The organism is Halobaculum saliterrae, assembly GCF_009831625.1.
GTDB lineage: Archaea > Halobacteriota > Halobacteria > Halobacteriales > Haloferacaceae > Halobaculum > Halobaculum saliterrae.
Map to the genome: position 1 here is coordinate 16,960 of NZ_WUUS01000013.1, position 21,721 is coordinate 38,680.

Annotated in this window: 22 protein-coding genes; 11 read left to right on the forward strand and 11 right to left on the reverse strand. The window is 57.1% G+C overall.

All coding sequences use genetic code 11. From position 1 onward, the window contains the following. The first annotated feature begins 55 nt into the window (after window positions 1–55). Together GRX01_RS17330 and GRX01_RS17335 are read left to right on the forward strand one after the other, a co-directional pair. Window positions 56–2,686 (forward strand): heavy metal translocating P-type ATPase, encoded by a 2,631-nt coding sequence (locus tag GRX01_RS17330; RefSeq protein WP_159670688.1) that lies wholly within the window; start codon window positions 56–58, stop codon window positions 2,684–2,686. Window positions 2,687–3,150: 464 nt separating this feature from the next. Next, window positions 3,151–4,047, forward strand: coding sequence for an extracellular solute-binding protein (locus tag GRX01_RS17335; RefSeq protein WP_233741100.1), 897 nt, complete (start codon window positions 3,151–3,153; stop codon window positions 4,045–4,047). Window positions 4,048–5,286: 1,239 nt separating this feature from the next. On the opposite strand, the gene GRX01_RS17340 is transcribed toward GRX01_RS17335, so the two are convergent. From GRX01_RS17340 to GRX01_RS19730, 3 genes are all read right to left on the reverse strand, one after another. After that, window positions 5,287–6,207, reverse strand: a complete 921-nt coding sequence (locus tag GRX01_RS17340; protein WP_159670694.1) for a cation diffusion facilitator family transporter — start codon at window positions 6,205–6,207, stop codon at window positions 5,287–5,289. A 16-nt stretch (window positions 6,208–6,223) separates the two neighbouring features. Then, the gene (locus GRX01_RS17345) at window positions 6,224–6,643 is read right to left on the reverse strand and encodes a hypothetical protein (RefSeq protein WP_159670697.1); all 420 of its coding nucleotides are present in this window, start codon (window positions 6,641–6,643) and stop codon (window positions 6,224–6,226) included. A 202-nt stretch (window positions 6,644–6,845) separates the two neighbouring features. Further along, entirely contained in the window at window positions 6,846–7,274 is a 429-nt protein-coding gene (locus GRX01_RS19730; protein ID WP_449271457.1) for a DUF7541 family protein, read from the reverse strand. 179 nt (window positions 7,275–7,453) lie between these two features. Here GRX01_RS19730 and GRX01_RS17350 point away from each other — a divergent pair, with 179 nt between their 5' ends. Both GRX01_RS17350 and GRX01_RS17355 read left to right on the forward strand, forming a co-directional pair. Next, complete coding sequence (locus GRX01_RS17350; protein WP_159670700.1) at window positions 7,454–7,720, forward strand: DNA-binding protein; 267 nt, start codon at window positions 7,454–7,456, stop codon at window positions 7,718–7,720. Beyond that, entirely contained in the window at window positions 7,704–9,212 is a 1,509-nt protein-coding gene (locus GRX01_RS17355) for a hypothetical protein (protein WP_159670703.1), read from the forward strand. Before GRX01_RS17350 ends, GRX01_RS17355 begins: the two co-directional genes overlap by 17 nt. A gap of 62 nt (window positions 9,213–9,274) precedes the next feature. Here GRX01_RS17355 and GRX01_RS17360 read toward each other — a convergent pair whose 3' ends face one another. The 8 genes from GRX01_RS17360 to GRX01_RS17400 form a co-directional block, all read right to left on the reverse strand. After that, on the reverse strand, window positions 9,275–10,345 hold the full coding sequence (locus GRX01_RS17360; protein WP_159670706.1) for an iron transporter: 1,071 nt from the start codon (window positions 10,343–10,345) through the stop codon (window positions 9,275–9,277). A gap of 350 nt (window positions 10,346–10,695) precedes the next feature. Continuing rightward, the gene (locus tag GRX01_RS17365) at window positions 10,696–11,985 is read right to left on the reverse strand and encodes a DUF7405 family protein (protein ID WP_159670709.1); all 1,290 of its coding nucleotides are present in this window, start codon (window positions 11,983–11,985) and stop codon (window positions 10,696–10,698) included. A 105-nt stretch (window positions 11,986–12,090) separates the two neighbouring features. Beyond that, entirely contained in the window at window positions 12,091–13,038 is a 948-nt protein-coding gene (locus GRX01_RS17370; protein ID WP_159670712.1) for a metal-dependent hydrolase, read from the reverse strand. A gap of 95 nt (window positions 13,039–13,133) precedes the next feature. Then, a complete protein-coding gene (locus GRX01_RS17375; protein ID WP_159670715.1) occupies window positions 13,134–13,556 on the reverse strand; it encodes a cupredoxin domain-containing protein in 423 nt (140 codons plus the stop codon). A gap of 24 nt (window positions 13,557–13,580) precedes the next feature. Beyond that, window positions 13,581–14,831: a ZIP family metal transporter gene (locus GRX01_RS17380; protein WP_159670717.1), complete on the reverse strand. Its 1,251-nt coding sequence runs from the start codon at window positions 14,829–14,831 to the stop codon at window positions 13,581–13,583. 1 nt (window position 14,832) lies between these two features. Next, the gene (locus tag GRX01_RS17385; RefSeq protein WP_159670720.1) at window positions 14,833–16,092 is read right to left on the reverse strand and encodes a multicopper oxidase domain-containing protein; all 1,260 of its coding nucleotides are present in this window, start codon (window positions 16,090–16,092) and stop codon (window positions 14,833–14,835) included. Between the two features lie 129 nt (window positions 16,093–16,221). Next, a complete protein-coding gene (locus GRX01_RS17390; protein ID WP_159670722.1) occupies window positions 16,222–16,899 on the reverse strand; it encodes a metal-dependent transcriptional regulator in 678 nt (225 codons plus the stop codon). Window positions 16,900–17,165: 266 nt separating this feature from the next. Further along, window positions 17,166–17,459, reverse strand: a complete 294-nt coding sequence (locus tag GRX01_RS17400; protein ID WP_159670727.1) for a PadR family transcriptional regulator — start codon at window positions 17,457–17,459, stop codon at window positions 17,166–17,168. A gap of 134 nt (window positions 17,460–17,593) precedes the next feature. Here GRX01_RS17400 and GRX01_RS17405 point away from each other — a divergent pair, with 134 nt between their 5' ends. From GRX01_RS17405 to GRX01_RS17430, 7 genes are all read left to right on the forward strand, one after another. After that, complete coding sequence (locus tag GRX01_RS17405) at window positions 17,594–17,761, forward strand: DUF1931 domain-containing protein (protein WP_159670729.1); 168 nt, start codon at window positions 17,594–17,596, stop codon at window positions 17,759–17,761. A 74-nt stretch (window positions 17,762–17,835) separates the two neighbouring features. Next, on the forward strand, window positions 17,836–18,339 hold the full coding sequence (locus GRX01_RS19255) for an exodeoxyribonuclease VII large subunit (protein WP_233741104.1): 504 nt from the start codon (window positions 17,836–17,838) through the stop codon (window positions 18,337–18,339). A 6-nt stretch (window positions 18,340–18,345) separates the two neighbouring features. Continuing rightward, window positions 18,346–18,888: an exodeoxyribonuclease VII large subunit gene (locus tag GRX01_RS19260; protein ID WP_321168194.1), complete on the forward strand. Its 543-nt coding sequence runs from the start codon at window positions 18,346–18,348 to the stop codon at window positions 18,886–18,888. Window positions 18,889–18,890: 2 nt separating this feature from the next. Further along, the gene (xseB, locus tag GRX01_RS17415; protein ID WP_321168189.1) at window positions 18,891–19,073 is read left to right on the forward strand and encodes an exodeoxyribonuclease VII small subunit; all 183 of its coding nucleotides are present in this window, start codon (window positions 18,891–18,893) and stop codon (window positions 19,071–19,073) included. 203 nt (window positions 19,074–19,276) lie between these two features. After that, window positions 19,277–19,525, forward strand: a complete 249-nt coding sequence (locus tag GRX01_RS17420; protein WP_159670734.1) for a hypothetical protein — start codon at window positions 19,277–19,279, stop codon at window positions 19,523–19,525. A gap of 6 nt (window positions 19,526–19,531) precedes the next feature. Further along, entirely contained in the window at window positions 19,532–19,954 is a 423-nt protein-coding gene (locus tag GRX01_RS17425) for a hypothetical protein (protein WP_159670737.1), read from the forward strand. Window positions 19,955–19,982: 28 nt separating this feature from the next. Continuing rightward, window positions 19,983–21,719, forward strand: a complete 1,737-nt coding sequence (locus GRX01_RS17430) for a hypothetical protein (protein WP_159670740.1) — start codon at window positions 19,983–19,985, stop codon at window positions 21,717–21,719. Window positions 21,720–21,721 lie beyond the last annotated feature (2 nt).

A 21,721-nucleotide genomic window follows, 5' to 3' on the forward strand; every position in this document is an offset into this window, starting at 1 on the left:
AATCCCCATTACATAGCAGCCAGGTTAATAATGTTCCAGCACCTGGACCCTGCTAATGACATCGGGCGACCGGAATCCACCCGCCTCAAGCGATGAATCCCATGGACACGACCATGACCACGACCACGAACATGACCATCACACCAGTGGACGGGAAGGTGATAGCGTACCCGCGGCTCCGTCGAATAGAGACGATGTCGCCCAGTTCTCGGTGCCCGAGATGGACTGCCCGTCCTGTGCGGGGAAGGTCGAAAATAGTGTCCGAAAACTAGACGGTATCACCACCATTGACCCTCAGGTAACGACTGGGACGCTCTCGGTATCCTACGATGGAGGCCACACCTCTCCGAACGAGATTGCCGAACGCATAAAAAAAGCTGGGTACACGGTCGAAAACCAGGGCGAGACAACCGCGACGTTTACTGTCCCTGAAATGGACTGTCCATCCTGCGCGGGGAAAATTGAGAATGCCCTCGATGACATCTCGGGACTCTCGAGTTACGAGACACAGCCGACGACCGGGAAGGTGATTACGACCTACAATGGTGATTCCGTTTCACCATCGAAGATCACTGCTGCGATCGAGAGCGCAGGCTACGAGGTGACCGACTCGACAGCGAACAACACCGACACTGAGAGCGATCCCACCGACGACCGCGGGAGCGTTTGGACCAGTTCGCGGGCGATCAAAACTTGGATCAGCGGTGGGTTCGTCGCGCTCGGCCTCCTCTTCGAGTTCTTCCTCACCGGCCAGAACGTCCTCGTGGCCGAACTCGTCGGCCGTGAGTTACTAATCGCTGATATCCTCTTCCTCATTGCTGTCGGAGTTGCTGGCCAGATTATCTTCCGGAACGGCTACTACTCCGCGTTGAACCGCAACCTCGACATCGACCTCTTGATGAGTATCGCCATCAGCGGCGCCATCATCGCCAGCCTCGTCTTCGGGGAAGCGCTCTACTTCGAGGCTGCCACACTCACCTTCCTGTTCAGCATCGCGGAGCTGCTTGAGCGCTACTCGATGGACCGCGCCCGGAACTCACTCCAAGAGTTGATGGACCTGTCGCCCGACGAGGCGACGGTCAAACGAGACGGCGAAGAGGTGACGGTCCACGTCGATGATGTGGCTGTCGGCGACATCGTCATCGTGCGTCCGGGCGAGAAAATCCCGATGGACGGTGAGGTTCTCGACGGGGAGAGTGCCGTCAACCAGGCCCCGATCACAGGCGAGAGCGTGCCCGTGGACAAAATCTCGGGTGATGAGGTGTACGCCGGAACGATCAACGAACAGGGCTATCTCGAGATCGAAGTTACCTCCGAAGCAGGCGATAACACGCTCTCGCGCATCGTCCAGATGGTCGAGGACGCCCAGTCCAACAAGACCGAACGTGAGCAGTTCGTCGATCGATTCTCCTCGTACTACACCCCAGTCGTCGTCGGATTCGCGGTCTTAGTGGCAGTTGTCCCGCCGCTCCTGTTCGAGGCGTCGTGGCCGACATTCATCGTCTACGGACTCACGCTGCTCGTGCTCGCATGTCCCTGTGCGTTCGTCATTTCAACGCCAGTGTCCGTGGTGTCGGGTATCACCAGCGCCGCGAAGAACGGCGTCCTGATCAAAGGCGGCAACCATCTCGAAGCGATGGGCGCGGTGGAGGCCATTGCAATGGACAAGACCGGCACAATCACCAAGGGAGAACTCACCGTTACCGATGTCGTCCCGTTGAACGACAACTATGACGACGATGTCCTCCGATGTGCCCGTGGGCTGGAATCGCGGTCGGAACACCCCATCGGTGATGCAATCGTCGAATTCGCAGAGGGCAGTAATATTGGGGCGCCAACAGTCGATAACTTCGATAGTATCACCGGGAAGGGTGTCGAGGCCGACCTGGACGGCGAGAAACACTACGCAGGGAAGCCTGGATTCTTTGAGGAACTCGGGTTCGATCTCGAACACGTCCACGCGACGACTGACGGCGGTGTCGTCACAACGAAGAGTCAGCAGATGTGTGAGCGCAATAACTGTGTTGACCTTCTCGCGGATACGGTGCCCGAGCTCCAGTCGCAGGGGAAGACTGTGGTCTTAGTCGGGACCGAGGACGAGATTGAAGGCGTGATCGCCGTGGCAGACGATATTCGGCCCGAAGCGGAAGCAGCGATCCAACGGCTCCACGATCTCGGCGTTGAGCACATCGTTATGCTCACGGGTGACAACGAACGGACTGCCCGGGCGATTGCCGAGGAAGTCGGTGTCGACGAGTTCCGCGCAGAACTCCTGCCCGACGAGAAGGTCGAGGCGATCAAAGAACTCGACGAACAGTACGACGGTGTCGCAATGATTGGTGACGGCGTCAACGACGCACCCGCGCTTGCGACGGCGACCGTGGGAATTGCGATGGGTGCCGCAGGGACGGATACGGCCCTCGAAACCGCCGATATCGCGCTGATGAGCGACGATCTCTCGAAACTACCGTATCTCTACGAACTTTCACACGATGCGAACAACGTCATCCGGCAGAACATCTGGACGAGTCTCGGTGCGAAGGGTCTGCTTGCACTGGGCGTACCGTTCGGGCTGGTCCCGATCTGGGCGGCCGTCCTCATCGGCGATGCTGGCATGACGCTTAGCGTCACCGGGAATGCAATGCGCCTCTCCAGAATCAAGCCCGATTCGCTACTGGCCGATTGATAACTTCTCCATCCCGCTGGGCGAGGATCCCCGACTGCGTTAGGATATTTCGGTACGCGGTTGGCGACCTGTGTTCGTTGGGCGGAACTGCCGTCACTACGGTCGACCTAGTAACCCGTTGGCTGTGTCACCAGCGGTATCTACTTTATAAAGGAGTAGCGTGTCCTTGTGAGTCTGTTTCAAACATATGGACGGTACTGTGCGTCGAAGCCTGAGTGTGTACCGGTCGAAAGGGAAGTGAGTAAACTAGTGATGATAATTCCACAACAACATCGATAGAACCAATGACTGAATATCATACGCGGCGCGCGTTCCTCACGAGTAGTGCAACAGCAGCGACTCTCGGTCTAGCCGGCTGTAACGGTAGTGGTTCTGGCGCTGGGGATAGTAGTACGTCGATCGACAGTCAAACCCGGCATAGTGGCGCCAATGGGACGCCGACGGCGACCCTAAATGCCGACTCAATGACAATTTTCCATACAGGGTTGCTCGCACCATCGTTCAGCGCCGCAGAACCGAAATTCGAGAACAAGTATAACGTAGACGCCACCCGAGAGGTGAGTGGACCAATCGCCTCAATCCAGAGAATCACCCAGCAGGGTCGTAAGTCCGACGTGCTGGGTGCCTCCGACTTCCAGTACATCCGGGACCGTATACTCCCTGAGTTCAGTAAGTGGTACGCCATCTTCGCGACGAACTCGATGTCGATCCAGTACCGAGAGGACTCTCCAGGCGCAGAGGATATCTCCAAGGACAACTGGTGGGAGGTACTCACGCGCGACGGCATCACCATCGGCCACTCCGACCCGGCGGTCGATCCTATCGGGTATCGGGCGGTGATGACACAGCAACTCGGAGCGAAGGAACTCCACGGTGATCGGCTCTACGACCAGTCCACCTACGAGAATCTTCGCGAGAACTCGACGATTCCTACGGGGACAGAAACCAATATTCAAACCCAACTTGAGTCTGGCGAACTCGACTATATCATCAACTACCAGTCAATCTCGGGGAGTTCAGGACTCCCATACATCGATCTCCAGACCGAGGTTGACCTCTCGAAAGCAACAAGCGCATACTCGGACCACTACGCAAAGGCCAAAGTCGAGACCAATAGCGGGACGTTCACCGGCGCACCCATCGCGTACGGCCTGACTGTGCCAAGCAACGCCGAGGCACCGGGGCGCGGCGCCCAGTGGGTTGAGTACTTCGCAACTGAGCCAGGTCGGAAAGTTCTCCGAAACAAAGGGCTCGTTCCGGTGGATCCCATCGTCGTTCCGAAGAGCGGTCAGGACGCCGTACCCGACAACGTAATGCAGGTCGCTAACGCACAGCGTTCACTCGGCCCGCTGGAGTTATAACCGGAGATCCTCGATAGATCACCAATATTTGTACACAGCATACTTGACATCACGTACCATTTCGACAGAAACTGAACGCCGACTTGAGGGCGCCGCAATCGGGCGAAAGTTGCTTAATGTTGTGTTTTCACCATTGAGATTCTGTTTGACACCCGAAGCCGAGCGAGAGATGTTCTAAGGGCTGTGCGAATTTGTCGCGAAGTATTTGATTTTCCCCAAAAAGGGTGGCAGTCTTCGTGACAACAAAAACGATCCGGAAATCCGCGCTCATATCTCGCCGCTGATTGCTGTCCAGAGTCGAGCCAGTCCGGTGTAAAACTCGGGGGATATACTGTAGACCCCAACGTTCGGATCTCTCAGCAAACGGCTCAACTACTGTGGAGACTACCGTCGAGTGGTTTTATGCAACTGTACTGCGTGATTTTCTCAATGTGCATCTATTGCGGAGCCCACGAAAGAGAAGACGAAGAGGGGAACCAGTCCTCGGCTGGGCACAACCACTCTGAACGAAAGACCATCTCTCCCCATTCAAAAGGGGTGCTTGGACACCTTCGTTCCTCGATAGCAAACCTGTTTTAACCGACGATCTTCGGATGTGCGCGGCGCCTCGTCGATTGATGTTCGAGCGGGGGGTGTCTTAGAACTATTCTCAGGAGAAGCTCTTTCCACAATATAAATGGCCGAAAAGTTTGGTAAGTGAGGTGGCGTACGTAGCGATCCGTTTGTCACGGCTCTGTTTGAATCCTCTTGCCATCTTACGATTTTGTTTAGTGGGCCGTTTTTTGCACTGTGGTGGTCAATGACCGGTAGTAGAGCGCCTCTCTCGGATGCTAGCGTTAAAGGGATTAAATACGGCCATGAAAATCGAATCTTTGTTCCAACAGTATCCTAGAACATTTCAGCAGAGCCGAATTGGTGTATGTTGAGAGCCACCCCTGAGACCATTCCGAGTATACTATATTGGTCGAGATGCCACCTGATAATATGAATACGAGAGTGGGAAACTCGCTGATGGGAATCATGCTTTTCTTGGTCGTATTGGTAATGGGGACGTATATGCTGAATCCAGTTCCAGAAGAATCGCCTCTGGCAGGTATTGTGATTTTATCCTCGGTTGTTATATTGCTTCTACTATTGTTCACACTCGCTGGAATGGTAGTGAAAGACGGCGAATTTAGTGCCCACTAAATGGTCGAGTAACATGTCTGTCGCACTTTGACTGGAGCCTTCCTCTCCAAATTAGTGGGCGTGCTTCGTAGTACCGTTAGGATCGCCATGGCCGACGAGTTCGACGGTCGCGTGGTCGATCCCTTGATCTGCGAGATGGTCGTGAACCCGGGACCGGATAGCCCGTTGTTCCTCGAGTGTGGTCCCGGTATCCGTTAGTTGAACGGTCGCAACGATTAGCTGACTACAGACTTGCCAGACGTGTAAATCCTCGATCTGATCGACGCCGTCGAGTGTAGTCAATTCGGCTCGGAGTTCCTCCGGCGATACAGGACTCCGTTCCAGCAGGATCGATGTACTTTCCCGGAGAACGTTTCCGGCCGACGCGAGCACCAATATTCCGATAAGCACGGCCGCAGCTGGGTCAGCCACGGGCAGATCGAAGACCGCAACGGCGACCGTCGAAACGATCACCGCGACCGAGCCACCTGCGTCACCGAGTAAATGGTAGAAGGCCCCTCGTTCATTGAGGCTCATCTCATCTCCCTGCAACACGTACACGGAGCCGACGTTCACCAGCAGGCCACCGGTCGCGATGATCAACGTCAACTCTGGATTGATCGCCACCGGTTCGAGAAACCGCTGGTAGGACTCCCAGAGAATGTAGCCGACCATCGGTAACAGTAATACGCCGTTCAGAAAGGCAGCAACCGGTTCCAGCCGATGTAATCCATAGGACCAATCCTCGCCGCCGTCGAATCGTTCTGCGGTGTAGCTCGCAGCGAACGCCATCGCATACGCGAGCATGTCGAACAACATGTGGATCGCGTCGCTGATGAGGGCGACCGAACCGAACAAGAGTCCGCCGGCGAGTTCGACGACGAACCCGACTAGGTTGATGACTGCAACGAACGCTAACCGCCGGGAACTTCTACTGGTCGTGACTCGTTCACTATCCGAATGAGTCGCGTCTTCGTCGTGTGTATGAGCCATCAATTACCCACCGAAGTTATCGATCCCTAGTTTCGTCTGTCGGCTGGTCGTCTCTTGGATTTGATTCCTCGGTATCGTTCAGACTCGCTCTATCCTTGCTCGGTGATTCGTCCGCCTGTTCGCCAGTTCGTTCATCATCCGCCGGCTTCTCCCGGATCTCGGAAACGTCTATCCCGCTCGACCCGGTAAAATCGAGTGGTCGCAGCCAGATATACCAGACGACAAAGATCGTCGTACCGTATCCAGTCAACCAGACGATATCCGAGAGAAGCCTAAGACCAGCGTTATCGAGGGCATAGACTGCCAGCCCAGGGCCGATAATACCGACCACTACAACGACTACGAACAGCAATCGCGAGGAGAGTCCGAACGGGTATTTTTGCCCGTTGCTCCCGGCGTCGCTCGACTCTTCATTCAGTGTTGGTTGTGAACTCATGTATTCAAACTCTCCGGTGTCGGTGACAATGGGGAGGACTTGGTCCGGGGGAACTGCATCACGTTTTCCATGACGCTTTCGTACGCATCGATATCTCACTCGGCGACTGATGCATTGCCGGCTTCGGCGACGATCGCCTCGCCGATGGATGCGATTACCAGTTTGTTGTATCGGATTTTCATTTCTAGTGTGTCACCGGGGTTCAGTCAGATGTTGTTTTCGATGTCTGGGACGCCGACACCTTAGAGCGGGATTTCTTCCGAACGAAACCTGCCCAGAGAAGTGCACCAACAAGGCAGATGATGCCAGCGATTACAATTGATTGACCACGGATTGCCGTCCCAATCTGGTTCCCTGTGATCAACAGGGTGCCAATGCTGATGAGGGCCAATCCTTGAACACCTGTGCCTTTCGCAGGGTCCGTGATATACCCTGCTTCTGTGAGAATGCCGGCAACAGACACCACGAACAACAGTAGTCCAGCAACTGACACGGGACGAAGTCCGAGAAGTACACCGATTTCTGAAAGTACAAATCCAATAGCGACGAGGGGGGGCCATGGACTCGCTCCTGTGAAGGTCGAGTCCGAGTCCGATGAATCGGTCACAGCCCATATTGGGGTTTGATGCATAATAAGTCAGCTGTTATCTATGCCCTCATTCTTAATATGCTCTACCAGAATTCTGGCGAGTAGTTATTACAATAAAGGTATCGTGAGGCTTCTTTTGATCCGGAGGTGGCTCTTCGACCACTAAACCAGAACGGTTTCAACGCTGAATAACCTACGTACGAGCAACACCTCACGAGAATATGTCATACGAAGGAACTATCATTTCACAGAGCGAGTCACCCACAGTTCGTTGTGATTACTGTAGGCATCCGTTCCCGACAACAGATCGTCTCGTCCTCCACAAAGGCATAGAACATCCCCAGCAGTTGAATGATAGCGAAGAGAAGGCATTCTTCTCTGCCCAAGCCGACGAAGAAGACGAGTTACGCACATTGCGTCTGAAGGCACTAGGGGGGCTTGTGCTCCTGTACTTCGGTCTTCTCTTCATGTATGCCATCTTCGCCTGATTCAGACACGAAGTCCAGATGTAATGAGAGATGCACAGAGCCATCTCCAAGATCGAGGCTTCGCAATTGGATCGTATCGAACACAAAGCTCAGGCGATTCATTCAGTTTGTAATCTGGGTCACGATACTGACGCTGTTCGCTGAAACAGTCGTTGCTGGGAACGGAATGACGCTCTCGAAGCAGCCTCGGGATACCCTTGCCGTTCCCCGATGGCTGTATCTTGCCACTGGCGGCGCCACGATCGGCGCCTCTGCCCTACTTGCGAGCTTCGTCACTGATCGAGCCTTTATCCGCTATCTCCACAACTGGTCACTCCCCGGCCCGACGATCGACGACTGGTGGACACCGATTCGATGGATCGGACGTAGTCTTGGGATTTTCGTCCTTGGACTGGCAGTGTATCTCGGACTGACCGGACCGCAGCTCCCAACGGCCAGCTTCACCATTCTCGTCACCTTTGTCGTCGTTCGAGCGGGCTTGCCGATGCTTACGTATCTCGGAGGGAACGTTTGGCCAGCACTGAACCCCTGGCGAGGGATCGTCTCGCTTCTCCCAGCTGGACATCGAACGTATCCTAAAGAACTAGCCCGGTGGCCAGCTGTCGGTGGGCTACTACTACTCGTGTGGATTGAGGTGATTTTCCCCGTCAGCACGATTCCGTCGACTCTTTCGATTGTGATCCTCGGCTACAGTGCCGTCACAATCGCAGGCGCAGTACTCTTCGGCCCTGACGCGTGGTTCGAGAACGCGGATCCCATATCTGTCCTGTTCCGATTCTTCGGGGCTGTCGCTCCCGTAAAACGGCGAGACGGGAAGCTCACTGTAAAACTGCCCGGTAGCGACCTGACTGACTCAGACTTAATCACGGGCACATCCGATGTCGCGTTCGTTATTGCGCTGATCTGGGAGCTCACGTACAGCGGCTTCATCACGACGCAGACGGGCGCAGCAACTATCGAGGCACTCGTCAGCCTCTCCAATATTGGAGTGGGTGCCGTACAAATCCGTGCGATCCTCATCTACACGCTCCTTTTCGTCAGTGGCTACGTCGTTTTCTTCGCCGCGTATTGGTATGCGGGCGTGCTCTCTCGGCGACGGACCGGGACATACATCACAGCGAAACGTATCGCCTTTCGGTTTGCACCCTCGCTATTGGCCATCGCAGCGGGATATCACCTCGCTCACTACACCGGACTGGCTGTATCCCTCAGTCCGGCTCTAGGCATGGCAATTGTCTCCCCACTATCGCCCCCGGCGAATCCCCTGACATTGTCTCCACCTGGATGGTTCGAGGGCTTGAGTATCGCCTACGTGCTCATCGGGCATCTCCTCGCTATCTGGGCAGCGCACGCGACCGCCTACGAACTCTTCTCGAGTCGTCTCGTCGCAATCCGGAGCCAGTACCCGTTCATCGGTGTGATGATCGGGTACACCGTTATTAGCCTCTGGATTCTCTCACTTCCAGGAGCGACGCCCCCATATCTACCCTGATTCTGGTGGTTTCGAGAGAACAACGGATCGCACACTAAGGTCAGAGCTCAACCAGAGAGGGATCACTCAACAGCGAACTCAATCGGCTCCATGTCGAGAAACGCGGTTTCGTAGCCATCGTGCCGCGCCAGTTGGGGTGGTGTCTCTACGGTGATTCTGACCGTATCGCCCGTCTTGAGTTCATCAAGACCCATCCCATAGAAACTCCCGAGGTTGGGATCGAGGGACGCTTGGAGTGTCCCTTGTGTGATTGTGTCCCCGCCTCGCTCGAGTGTTGCTGAAAGAGCCATCCTCGGGAGCATCACGCGATTGTAGGGTGTTCGAGGAGAAACGATTAGGAATGGTCCTTCAGTATCACTAAACCGATGGTCACCGTCAACGAGAGCAACCAGCATCGTTGCGTCACCGGATTGCCCTTCGTGGAGTAGTCGACCGGGAAGCTCGGATTTTGTCGGCACGACCGGTTCAGGGATCATTTCCATATCCATCAGATCGACTGTCCCACGGGTGCCCGCTTTTTCGCCTAATCGACGAATCTCCAAATTGTACGTCTCATCCGTATCGAACGTGAACTGCATCGTGGCTGACTGCCCTCGGGTAAATCGGCCTTCGAGCGGGTCAGTACGTGCTGTCTGTAGCGGACCGACCTGGAGCGTCACATCGTACTGGCCTTCTCCCGGAAGAGCGATATTGTCACCGTAATGGAATCCCATATTCGGCGAAATCATCGGCCAGAGGTTAGTAGAGGACACCTGACCGTCGCTGTTACTGATTTCGACAGAGACGTCAACCGGGAGAATCGTCTCCGTCTCGGTGTCCCAGACACTCGCCATCAGATGCACCGAATCGTCGGATTGGACGACAACTTTCGTTTTGCGTGAGCCGGTGAGGTTCCAGAAGCGGTGTGGGAACGAGTGCATCAGCGCAAATCCGATGTCGCCGGCTGTCTTCGTCCCATACATTCCCATCCCTTCGATGATAGCGGGATAGTAAACGGCGGCAGGCCGATCCTCCACGAGCGGTGGATCACGCCATGCAGACTGCGTCTCGAATCCGAGCCGCCCCAGGCAACCAGACAGCAGCAGGCCGCCTGAGAGGGCGGCCCCCTGTCTGAGAAACGTTCGTCGATTCATCGTTTCATCTGAGATGCTATGTTTGGTTGGTTCATATTGATTCGACTCTGTTGTCGTCAACCGGGGATATCTATCACTGACAGCCTCTACTTCCGGGTGAACCCTTACGCCAAGCGGACGACGAATCCGGTAAGTACCAGGAGTGAGACAATGCCGAGTAGCGCCGCCAGCAGGAGGTGCTTCTCTTCCATGGGATTCGGCTTCGATTGGAATTCTAAAGAAACCTTTGGAACTACAACATCGCCTGCACGTTGGCGTATCAACGATGCTGTCTCGTATCCTTCATGGCGTGCCGTCTGTGGAAGTGAACCACCCCCGACCACTCGAAGCACGTTACGACGACACATGCGTCACCTCTTGTGCGTCCCAGCCGGCTGTGCAGGCGGCAGCGCGCGCAACGACCGCGGCGGGACGAAGAAATTACCGCGACGCTCAGTACGGATGTACTGCAGAATGCCGTTGTTGTTCCGCTGGCCGACGGCCGACTGCTCGGTGACGTCAATGCCATTCATCGCGTCCCTCGTGTCGACGAAGTCGGTGATCCGTCGCTGGAGTGAGAGGAAATGCACGCCCGCTTGTCCTCCGTCAGTCGAATCAAAGTCACGTCGAAGCAGCAGCGGTGAGTCATCATCGTCGCGAACACGGGCGTTCTTCTGTGCGTGACCCACCACACCCATCTCGCGGGCGGTTTCATCGGTCGGTTCACAGTCGACGACTCCGCTGCTGTCCCCGAGGTTGTCTCCGGTACCTTCGATGATGTCGTTCTCGGCGTGGTATGGACAGAACATCTTCGCCTCACGCTGCCAGCGATCGTCCTGATTGTACCACTGGTTGAGGTTGAGTTGGAGCTTGGAGATGTGCTGAGTCGTGCCATCGGCGAACGGCCCTGACTGGATCGTCACGCGATCTTCACTAGCTTGGTTCTTTCTGAACCCCGATTTGAATCCCATGAAGAGGGGGGCGTCATCCGGGACTTTGTCGGCTGGAACACCCTCAGCGTCACCTGCATTCTTCGCCGGCAACCCGTCCCCAATGAAGCCCGTCCGCCGGTCGGCGATTGAGAAAACATCCGTCAGTGCAGCGTCAGGCTGATCAACACCGTTGAGCGTCGATTTGTTCCCTTTGAGGGCTTCTTCGGCACCTAGTACCACCTGTGCCGTGTTGCTCGCGAGATGGACGACTGCATCGGGCGTGTCGAACTCAGGATCCTCAAACGGCGCAAGTGCTTCCGGATCGGGGAGGTCGACGCCTTCGGGAAGGGATTCATCGAATCGGTCGAAGTATGCCGGGGAATAACTCACCGTGAGCAGTATGCCATCCCCGCTTCGCTCGTAGGCGTATTCAATGCCACGGAGAGCTGTGTCAACTTGGTCGCGGTCGTCGTCGGTCGGCTGTCCGACTCGTCGGTAATTCAGATAGAGGAGCACACGATGGCTCGGAGCGACGACGTTCCCATGGTCGTCCCGTGCGAGGACCTCATTCCAAGCATGCTGCCGTTGTGGATACGACGAGAGATCATCCGGTCCCGTCGGAGCATCAATCTCTTCACGGCCTATACAGGCACTAAATGCTGTTGTCCCGCCGATTGCGACAGCCGATCTGAGGAAGTCTCTGCGAGGAATAACCCTCTCGTCAGTCATAAATGAGGTTAGGGACTCAAAAGTAAAGTCGTTGCGGTGAAGTTGCTGAGTCAGTCTGAATTCGTGTTTTATTTTTTGATTACCACTGTAAGAGAGGTCGGGTGGCTACGCTGGGAGTACCAGATACGACACGGTGTATGCGGCGGCCGCGAGGGTAACGGCAGCCAGCGCAGTTGTAACGGTATTAATCAACTGAATCGATCTATCCTCTTGCCAACCCGAACGATTCGGAATTCCAATAAAACCAATCAAAAGAACGCTGAATACGAACGGTGACGCGGTCTCAACAGTCGGTGCGGGTATCGCGAAGACCGCGCCGCCGTAAGCAATCCCCAGCGCTGCACGGCGGTTGAGATGCCGCTTAAGACGCCATCCTCGCAGCCGTGCGACGACGAGGAACCCCGCCCAAATAATCGTGAGCTCAATAAAGAAGGCGCCGAGAAGATGTAGCGTCGGATCGGAGCTGAGAAGCATCTGGCCGTTCAATAGACCGGCTTCGATCGGGAGGGGATAGAATAGTGCCGGCGACGGACCAGCTAATACGTCGCCGAACGGGTGAGATACGAGCCCGAGGACTCCAGCGCCGAGAACGGCTCTCGGACCCACACCGACTCGCTCCGCAGACGTAACCAGTCCAACTCCAACAAGGACGAACGCAGCGACCACAGCGCCCGGTGCGATTCCGTCAATGACTGTTACGATGAGGATCAGGCCGCCGAGGATGAGCCCACTGAGTGTGCCGGCTTGAGGGCCGTAACTATCACGAGCACGCCAAGCGGCAAACCCGATAGCTGCGAAGACGCCGACGACCAGCGAGTGGGTGGCCCCACGGTGGATCTCGTTTGCAACATCCCAGAATGCGTCAGAGGTTACGAATGCGCCCTCCAGACTGCCGATAAGTCCAACTACGGCGTACAGCATATCGACATCTGGGAGCGTCGCAAACGAGCCAGCCACTACTCCGACCACAAGCGCACGCTCCTCTGGCCACCCCCGCCAGGCAGCGACACTCGCTGCTATGGCGAACGCAGCCAGAAAATGTCCGATGAACATGCCATTTGTATGTCGTCACAGAATATAAGTATAGCATGAGTGAGACCCTCAATCAGGGACGACGGTGGCTTGGAGAATAGAAAGTCGGTTGTTCGCTACCTTACTCTCACTGTCCCGACCATTTCAGAACTCTCGTGTGGGATACAAAAGTACCCGTACGTACCTGGTTCCTCGAACGTATGCTCGTAGTTCTCGCCCGGAGCGATGAGTCCCTCGGTGACCCGGTTCCTTACAGCACCCTCTGACTCGAAGTCACCGCTGGCGAAGTACGCCGCTTCGTCTGGAATCTCGTCTTCATACGCCGTAACCGTGTGATCGATGTCACTCTCGTTCGTCCACGTAACCGTCTCACCAGGTTCGATGGTCGCGGTCTTCGGCTCAAATCTGAGGTCGCCGGGCATCGTGACGGTCTGGGCCGACGAGGACTGCCCGTTTAGACACCCGGCAGTGCTGAGAGTCGCAAAGGTCGCAGTGCCGAGTCGCAACAGCTTTCGCCGACTGTAAAGCTCGAGTGACATTATATTAGAATCGCCCGGAACCTATTAGAGCGCCACGAAGAGGTCAGTCACGTACATGATGGCGAGGCCGAGCAGAAACGCGAGTATGTTCGTCGTACTCGCCACGCGACCGCCAGCATCACGAACCATTCGCGCGATCTCCCAGTCGACCTGCAGGATCGCGCCAACGCCGATCGCGAGGAAGAAGGCACCGAGCGTCGGCGAGTACGCGAGACTACCGATCCAGCCCCCGAGGATGACGGGTGCGCCGGCGATGACGCCGAGCGCGGCGAAGTGTCCGAGCGACGGCCGCTCTCCGCGGGCAACCGGCGCGACGACGGCTGGACCCTCCGTCACGTTGTGGAGCATGAACCCGATCACCAGGAATGCACCGAGCGACACGCGCCCGAGTGCGAACGAGCTCCCGATAGCAAGTCCCTCCGCAAGGTTGTGCAGGCCGATCCCGACCGCGACTAGATACGCGATCCAGAGACCGCTACTCGCCCGACTATCGCCAGCGGCGACACGGCCCTCGCGCCACGCACTGATCGCCTGGACGAGCAGGAGTGCACCGAATATTCCAAAGACGACCAGGAGGTTGCCCTCGTAGGCGCCCGGAACTCGTTCGGCGAGTTCGAACGCTTCGAACCCGGCGTCGAACGCCAAGAAGCCCAGTACGCCGGCCGCAAACAAGAGCACGGCGTGTAGCCACCGATCGCTCATCGTCTTGATGTAGGGGAACCACAGCATCCCTAACGCGACCGGAATCACGCCCACGAACAGCCCGATGACTGCAAGCGTTCCGAGCAGACCGAGGCTGAATCCGGGTGACTGACTCGGGGCGAGGATCGTATTATGGAACGTCGCACCGTCAGAGAGTACGAGCGCGACTTCGAGATCCCACCCCGGATTCCAGTGGTATGGAATCACGATCTGTGCGCTCTCCATCGGGGCGAGCGTACGGTCACCACCGGCACCTTCGATCCGGAAATCCCAGTAGGCCTCATCGACGAGAACCTGTGATATCGTCACAGATTCGGGGCCGTTATTCGTCACGTGCAGGACGACCGTTTCGTCGCTCGGAAGCGTCGTGTGCGTGACCGTCACGTCGGGAAGCGGTTCGCCGCTCTGGACGCCAGCGAGCGGTGACGTGAACGCGAACACGCCCAGGACGATCACGAGCAACACGATCGGGAGTAAGGCGCTGACCCATCGCGGAAGCCCGAGCGGTCGTGTGAGCTCTTCGTCGGCCGTTACACCACCATCCGTCGTCGTGTCTCGTGTCTTGTCCGCCATGTTAGACCACCTCGAAGAAGCTCATCCAGCCCAGTTCGGCGAACTCCGACTGATGGGCGTGGAACATGTACAGGCCCGGTTCATGATCGGAGTAGTCGATCTCGATGATGCCGCGCTGCGCCTGACACTGCATGATCGTGTCGACGTTCTTGCTCGTCGGTGTCAGCGTCGTCCCGTGGTCGTAGTAGTCGAAGAACTGCGAGTGCGTATGGAACGAGTTGATGAGGTCGAACTCCGTCGCGTTGGAGAGGTACACGCGCTGGCGTTGGTTCTTATCGATCTGGATGGGGCGTTTCGTCTCGCCCGCCGTCCAGTTGCCCTCGCCGTCAGTGTCACCAACTCCGTATCCGAACGCCCGTGTGTTCGCCGCGTAGACCTCGTTAGCGCCGTCGAAGTTGGTGTCGAACGAGTTCATCACCATCACCATCTCGTTAACGGCGTCATTCTCGGCATACTCGTGGTTCCGGCTCTTCGCCTCTTCGACGAGCTGCTCTCGGAAATCGTCGGTAATCGGGCCCGGATAGTTGACGTACTCGCGTGGATTCTCCCTGACACGTTCGGTGTCAGGATCGACGATGATCGTGCCGTAGAGTCCGCGGTGGATGTGTTCTTTCAGCGGGAGCGAGTGACAGTGATAGAAGTGTGTGCCGGCTGGCTGTGCGATCCATTCGTAGGTGAATGACTCGCCCGTATCGAGCACACCTGGCCCGTTCTGTGGAATCCCATCCATCCGCGGATTGAGGTTCTTCAGGTGTGGATGAATCGTGTGAGCATGTCGTCCGAGGTTTTTGAAGTTGACGCGGATCAGATCGCCCTCGACAGCGCGGATCGTCGGCCCCGGTACCTGGCCGTTGTACGCCCATGCCTGGAACTCGACGCCCGGCGCGATTGCTATCGTGGTGTCGACGGCGGTGAACTCGAACTCCCGCACGGTCCGGCCATCCTCTTCGTAGACCTGCTGGGGGACGTTATCCTGCCCGCTGTCTCCAGTATTGAATGCGGTGAGGAACTCGTGAGGATCGAAATCCAAATCCTCGTATTCGCCCACCGCACCGAAGTTACCATGTTCATCCTCATCGTCGTGATCGGAGGCGGCACTTGCCCGAGAGCTCCCGAGTCCGACGGCTGCACTGCCTGCAACACCGAGACCGCCGAGGACCGTGCGGCGACTGACACTCGTTTCACCAGTGAGTGATTCGACCAGTCGCTCCTCGAGCCGTTTCGTGACGTCTGCTGCGCTATTGTAATCTATCGATGGCATGATCTCCTCCGCTGGTCAAACCTCTGCGTGCCCATAGGAGTCCCTTGACCAACCCAATGTATATATTTGACTCATCTAAACTTTGATTGAGTCTAAACTAATACCTTGGCAGACGAGGTTTCGACCAGGTTAGCTTGGATTCTCGGACAGAGGTTGAGCGGAGATAGAGCGGGCAATCTTCTCGGGAAGTGCAACTGGTTCGTCGGCACCGTCTGGATCGAGTGTCACCATGCCAAATGAGGTGACCTCAACGATTTCCACTTCAGTTCCCCGGTGAATGCCGTGATCGGACAGATATCGGAGTAGATCAGCGTCTTCGTCTGGCACCCGTTCGATTCGAACGCTGTCGCCCACGTGATGGTCGGCGAGTGTTTCACCGCATTTCGGTGCTGAAATATCCAGCTCCGCGGTGGGAATCGGATCGCCATGTGGGTCAACTGCGGGATCCCCTAGCTGCTCTGCTATCCGGTCGGCAAACTGATTGCTGATGTGGTGTTCGAGGCGATCTGCTTCGTCGTGCACCTCAGCCCAACCGTACTCGAGGTGGTCCGTCAGGTATCGTTCTAAAAGCCGGTGGTGGCGAATGATTTCGAGGGCGATAGGAATGCCGGTGTCTGTGAGTTCAACCCCCTTGTAGGGTTCATGATGTACCAAATCACGCTCGGCCAATTTTTTCACCATACTGGTGACGGAGGGTTGTTCGACGTCCATATACTCCGCGAGAACCGAGGTTCGCACTCGGTCGTCCGTCTCTTCCTGAAGGTAATAGATCGCTTTGAGATAATCCTCCATGATCGCACTCAGCATTGGAAAAGAATTAGACTGGGCTAAATTTATAATTTGCCCTGTGCTTTATCGCTGGTATCGCCAACAGCGGGTGCGCTCCTGATGTCGTTGAGTACAGTAATCGTCGCGATCAACGCACAGCTCCCCCGCCGCGTGGACCTGTCCATCCCCGAGTTTCCAGGTAGGACACCAGCTACGGAGGCACAGCCCGCTGACTGAGGTTCTTTCTGGCTACCCCAAGAGGGATTCCGCTGAGGTAACTGTCGCAATCGACAGACCGATGGGTGCTACGCAGGCACCGATTCTTTGCTCTCCAGATACTGGTTTTCCCATTCACGTCGTGCTTCTATTTCACGCTGACCGCGCTGTGTGACCGTATAGACGTTCGTCCGCTTGTCGAGTTCACCCTTCTCGAGCAGTCCTTTCTCGACGAGGTCGTCGAGATTCGGATAGAGGCGGCCGTGATTGATCTCCTGCTCGTAATAGTCGTCGAGTTCGTCCTTGATTGCGAGCCCGTGTGGTTCCTCAAGCCCTGCGGTTACGTACAAGATGTCCCGCTGGAACCCAGTCAGATCGTGCATCTGTCTGTTTCCTGTTTTTGAGGGGTAGCATATGTTCTCTCTGGTACCCCGAGGCGATTTCGGCATGACTGGGCCGGAATCTCGCGTGAAAACTTCGAACCTTTATATGGTGGACAGGAGAAGTCCGCGATGGAATGTCTGACCTGATCGTCAAAGCAGCCGTGAAGGACGCACTCTCGGATCACAACGTCTCGGCAGATTTCTACGACGCCCTCGATGAGGAGGTCGCCGAAGTGCTCAACGACGCCGCGGAGCGGGCTGAGGCCAACGACCGGAAGACGGTCCAGCCTCGCGACCTGTAGACTGGGGTATCACAGTAGACCCGTCACTCGGACGTAGCTTTTTGAGGTTCTTGTTCAAAAACTACCAGACGTGTATGGCGGAGGCACCGGATACTGAACGGCAGGCGGTCGAATCCGAGGCTGGAGAGGTCCTCAGCGTGTCACAGCTGAACGACCGGATTGCGTCGGTCGTCGAGGACACGTCTGCCCTCAACGGCGTCCGCTGTATCGGCGAAGTCACGGATCTCCACCAGAACAGTACCGCCCTCTATTTCACCCTGACCGACGGCGACGCCGAGCTTCCCTGTATGCTCTGGGCGAACCGCTATCAGAAGATGGACGCCGATCTCGAGGACGGGACCGAGGTCATCCTCGAAGGCGATATCGACTACTGGACAGAGGGCGGGAAAATCGACCTCAAGCCGTGGGAAGTCATCGTCGTCGGCGACGGCGACCAAGCGGCTGCGGTCGAGCGACTGCGCAGCGAGCTCGAAGAGCGTGGCTGGTTCGACGACGAGCAGAAACAGCGCCCGCCAGCGTTTCCGGAACGGGTCGGTGTTGTGACCTCACTCCGAGGGGATGCTCGCTACGACATCTAGAGCGCGATCCACGAGCAAGACCCTACCGTCGACATCCTGGTGAAGGATGCGACCGTCCAAGGGTCAGAGGCCCCGACCTCCATCGCGAACGGCATCCACCATCTGGACCGCTCCGAGGACGTCGACGCGATTATCGTCGGCCGTGGCGGGGGGAGCGATTCGAACCTCCAGGCGTTCAACACCGAGCGGGTCGCGGAAGCTATCTTCACCGCGAATACGTCTATTGTCACGGCGATCGGGCATACTGATGACCGGTTAATCGCCGATCAGGTCGCGGATGTGGCAACGATCACGCCGACGGCCGCCGGCGAGTATATCGTGAATTCCCGCGAGGAGTTCCTCGCAAGCAAGGTCAAGCCGCTGGCGCAGCAACTCGACGCCGCGTACGAAACCCTCCAGCAAGAGCATGAACACGAACAGGAACTCGCCGAAGCAGTCGACGAGGCCGCCGCACCCGAGGGCCTCCCACCGGTCTACTACAAGGCCGCAATCGCTGTGCTGCTGTTGCTGTTATTGACTATTACTGGGCTTTGGCTGGGGGTGATCTAAGCGTGGCAAACGACCAAGAGATCCACGACCGGTTGACCCGTGTCGAAGAAATCATTGAGCAGCTCGATGGGGACGAGTGTGACCTCGATGAAGGTACAAATCTCCACGAGGAAGGTCAGGAACTCTTGGCTGAGGTGAAAGAAATCCTCGACAACGGGCGTGGAGAGGTCGTGGAACTCGAGTAGAGCGCCATTCCAACCTTAACCAACAGACAACGGAATCTAACCCTATTGTTGGTTAATAGTATCTTTGCAAGGTGAACGAGCTCTCCGATTATAATTTACGTTAGATTTTTGCGCCAGTTGGTGGCCAGAAAGCATATACCGATCTTCTAGCTATCGCACCACCATGGACCGGGGCTCAACCGGTGCATACCCACCCCGCATATATGATCACACGGGCAGTCACCATCGAAGACATCGATGATCTGTACCTGACGTGGAACAGCCATATCAACGGTTCCGCCCTCTATCGCCGCGCCCTCCGAGACGAGATGGAGCTTCGCGACGTCGATCCCAACGAGCTTCGAGATCTCTTCGAACGGGCCCGCGAACAGGGCTACACGAAAGACGAGATCGTCGACGAGACCAACCGCTACGCCGATCTCAAAGCACTCGTCGACGACGCAAAGGAGTAACCCGCTATGTCACAGGACAATACGCCCTCCGAGACGGCTTCGAATCGCGCCGACAGCCAGTCCACGGCATCGAGTAGGCTTCCCAAGCAAGCTGTCTTCATCGTCGTCGTCCTGAGCCTGTTCGCTGTGGAACCCGCCGCCGCACAGACGAACGCGGTCTGTAGTGCAGACAACCTCCCCAGCATGATCGAGGGCTTCTTCCAGCTTACCACGGCGCTGGGCATTGTCGGCCTCGCAGTCGTGTGGCAGGCCGACTCCCTTATCGAGATGTTCACGATTACGCCCGAGCAGAAGAAGGGACTCAAGCGCCACAAGCGCTCCGCGATGAAGTCTGCGGTCGTCCTCGTCGCCCTCGGACCACTCTACACCGTCGCTGGGTCGATGATGAACCTCCCACTGGCGCAGTGCGTCGACCTCGCCCCCTGGTAGGCGACTACCACCCCCGTCGCGAGCCCCCATGAAACAACGAGAGCTCTCCGTGCTAATGGCCGCCCTGTTCGTGATGAGCCTAGTCACAGGTCTCGTTACTGCAAGCCCGCCACGGCCAGGCACGGAGGGGAATGGACTCACTGAGAATGAATCAGCGACGCTGTGGTCTCGCGACGCGGACAACTACATCAGCCAGGAGGAGTACCAGCAGCGATACGGCGAGAGCCGGACCGCGATGCACCAACTCGCAAACGGGACAGACATCACGTTCAAGCGCCCGCCGGCGACAGCTGCAACGTGGACGCGAAACGATTTCGCTGATCTCGAAGCCGGTGGGTCGGATACGTCCGTACATCCGCGCCACGCATCGCTCGAAAACGGGGTGTTCATCGAGGACGCCCACGCCACGGTATTCGCAGTGCAGCCGTCGACGCGAGGTCACTTGGAGTCGGGTGAAACACCGCTCTATATTGCACCGAACGGCACGATGCGGGGGTTCGTCGACTATCGCGTTCGCGTCCCGAACGGAAGCTCTTCAGGGAACACGACTATCGAGTGGTCGCTCGCGAGCAACGAGGTCGAGGAGGTTCGGTTGCAAAAGGACGGCGAAACTATCGTCGAGCGCGACGGCTCGCACACGCCGGCCCTCGACTACCAGATTGAGGATGACTGGAGTGCAAACCTCACGCTTGAAGCCGAAATCAGCGTCCGGCTGAAGAAGACCACGCGAATCGACCGAGGCGACGAGACCGATGTCGAGGTCACGTATCGTACCGAATCGCTCAACGTCTCGGATTCGATCGCCGTCGAGATCTACGACCTCTCTGCGTACCCCTACTACGCCGAGTATCCCAATGGTGACGCTGGTGTCGCCATTTTCCAGTCCCGGCCGTGGCAGGGGTACACGCTGACGGAGAATGGAAGCGCACGAGTGCGTGGCGTCTGGCGGTTCTACACCGCCCGGAACACCAACTGGGATACACTCGTCAGGTCAAACCGGACCGACAGCGCCACCGTCGAGTCGGATGCGATCCCTGTGTACGTCCATGCATATCCATCACGGATCGGCCCGCGTGCCGAACCAGTTCGCGATGGCCCAGAAATCATCGACACCTGGGGCACTGACCGACCGTCTCCGGACGGCACTCTCGGTGAGAACATCAACATCGACATCGTCAACCAGTCGTACACGACGACGTACGGCGTCGCAGTTCGCGCGGAGACCGTCGACCGCGACGCGCTCCAGGTAGCGGGGATCGTGCGGGGTGTGAACGCCTCGATTGTGGCACCTGATGCTGGCTCAGAGCGGCAGCTCCGGCGCAGTAATCTGACTGTTGAGGTGCTCCAGCAAAACGAAAGTCAGGCCACACTCCGCATCGAGCTCCGGGATAACGAGACCGGCGCACCAATCGTGCTCAGCGATCCCGACCGACGATATCCGATCGGCGGGAACACTCGCAACGGCTACATCACCGTCGCGGAGCAACGTGTCGAGACCAACGCCTCCGGGGTGGCGATCGTGACGATCGACGAGCCGGGGATCTACACGGCACGGTACCATCCGGGTTCGTGGCTCGGGCACAACCCCGCGTATGTGAGTGCGACGGCTACTGCTCGCTGGCATCCGCTTGGAACCATCGACGGTTGGTTCGCATTCATTTTCGAGGTCGGCTGGCAGCTCATCCCGTTTCTTGTGATGTTCTACGCAGGCAAGCGGCTCCTCCGAATGCTCGGTCCAGAAGACATCTTCCAACGGAACCCATAGTC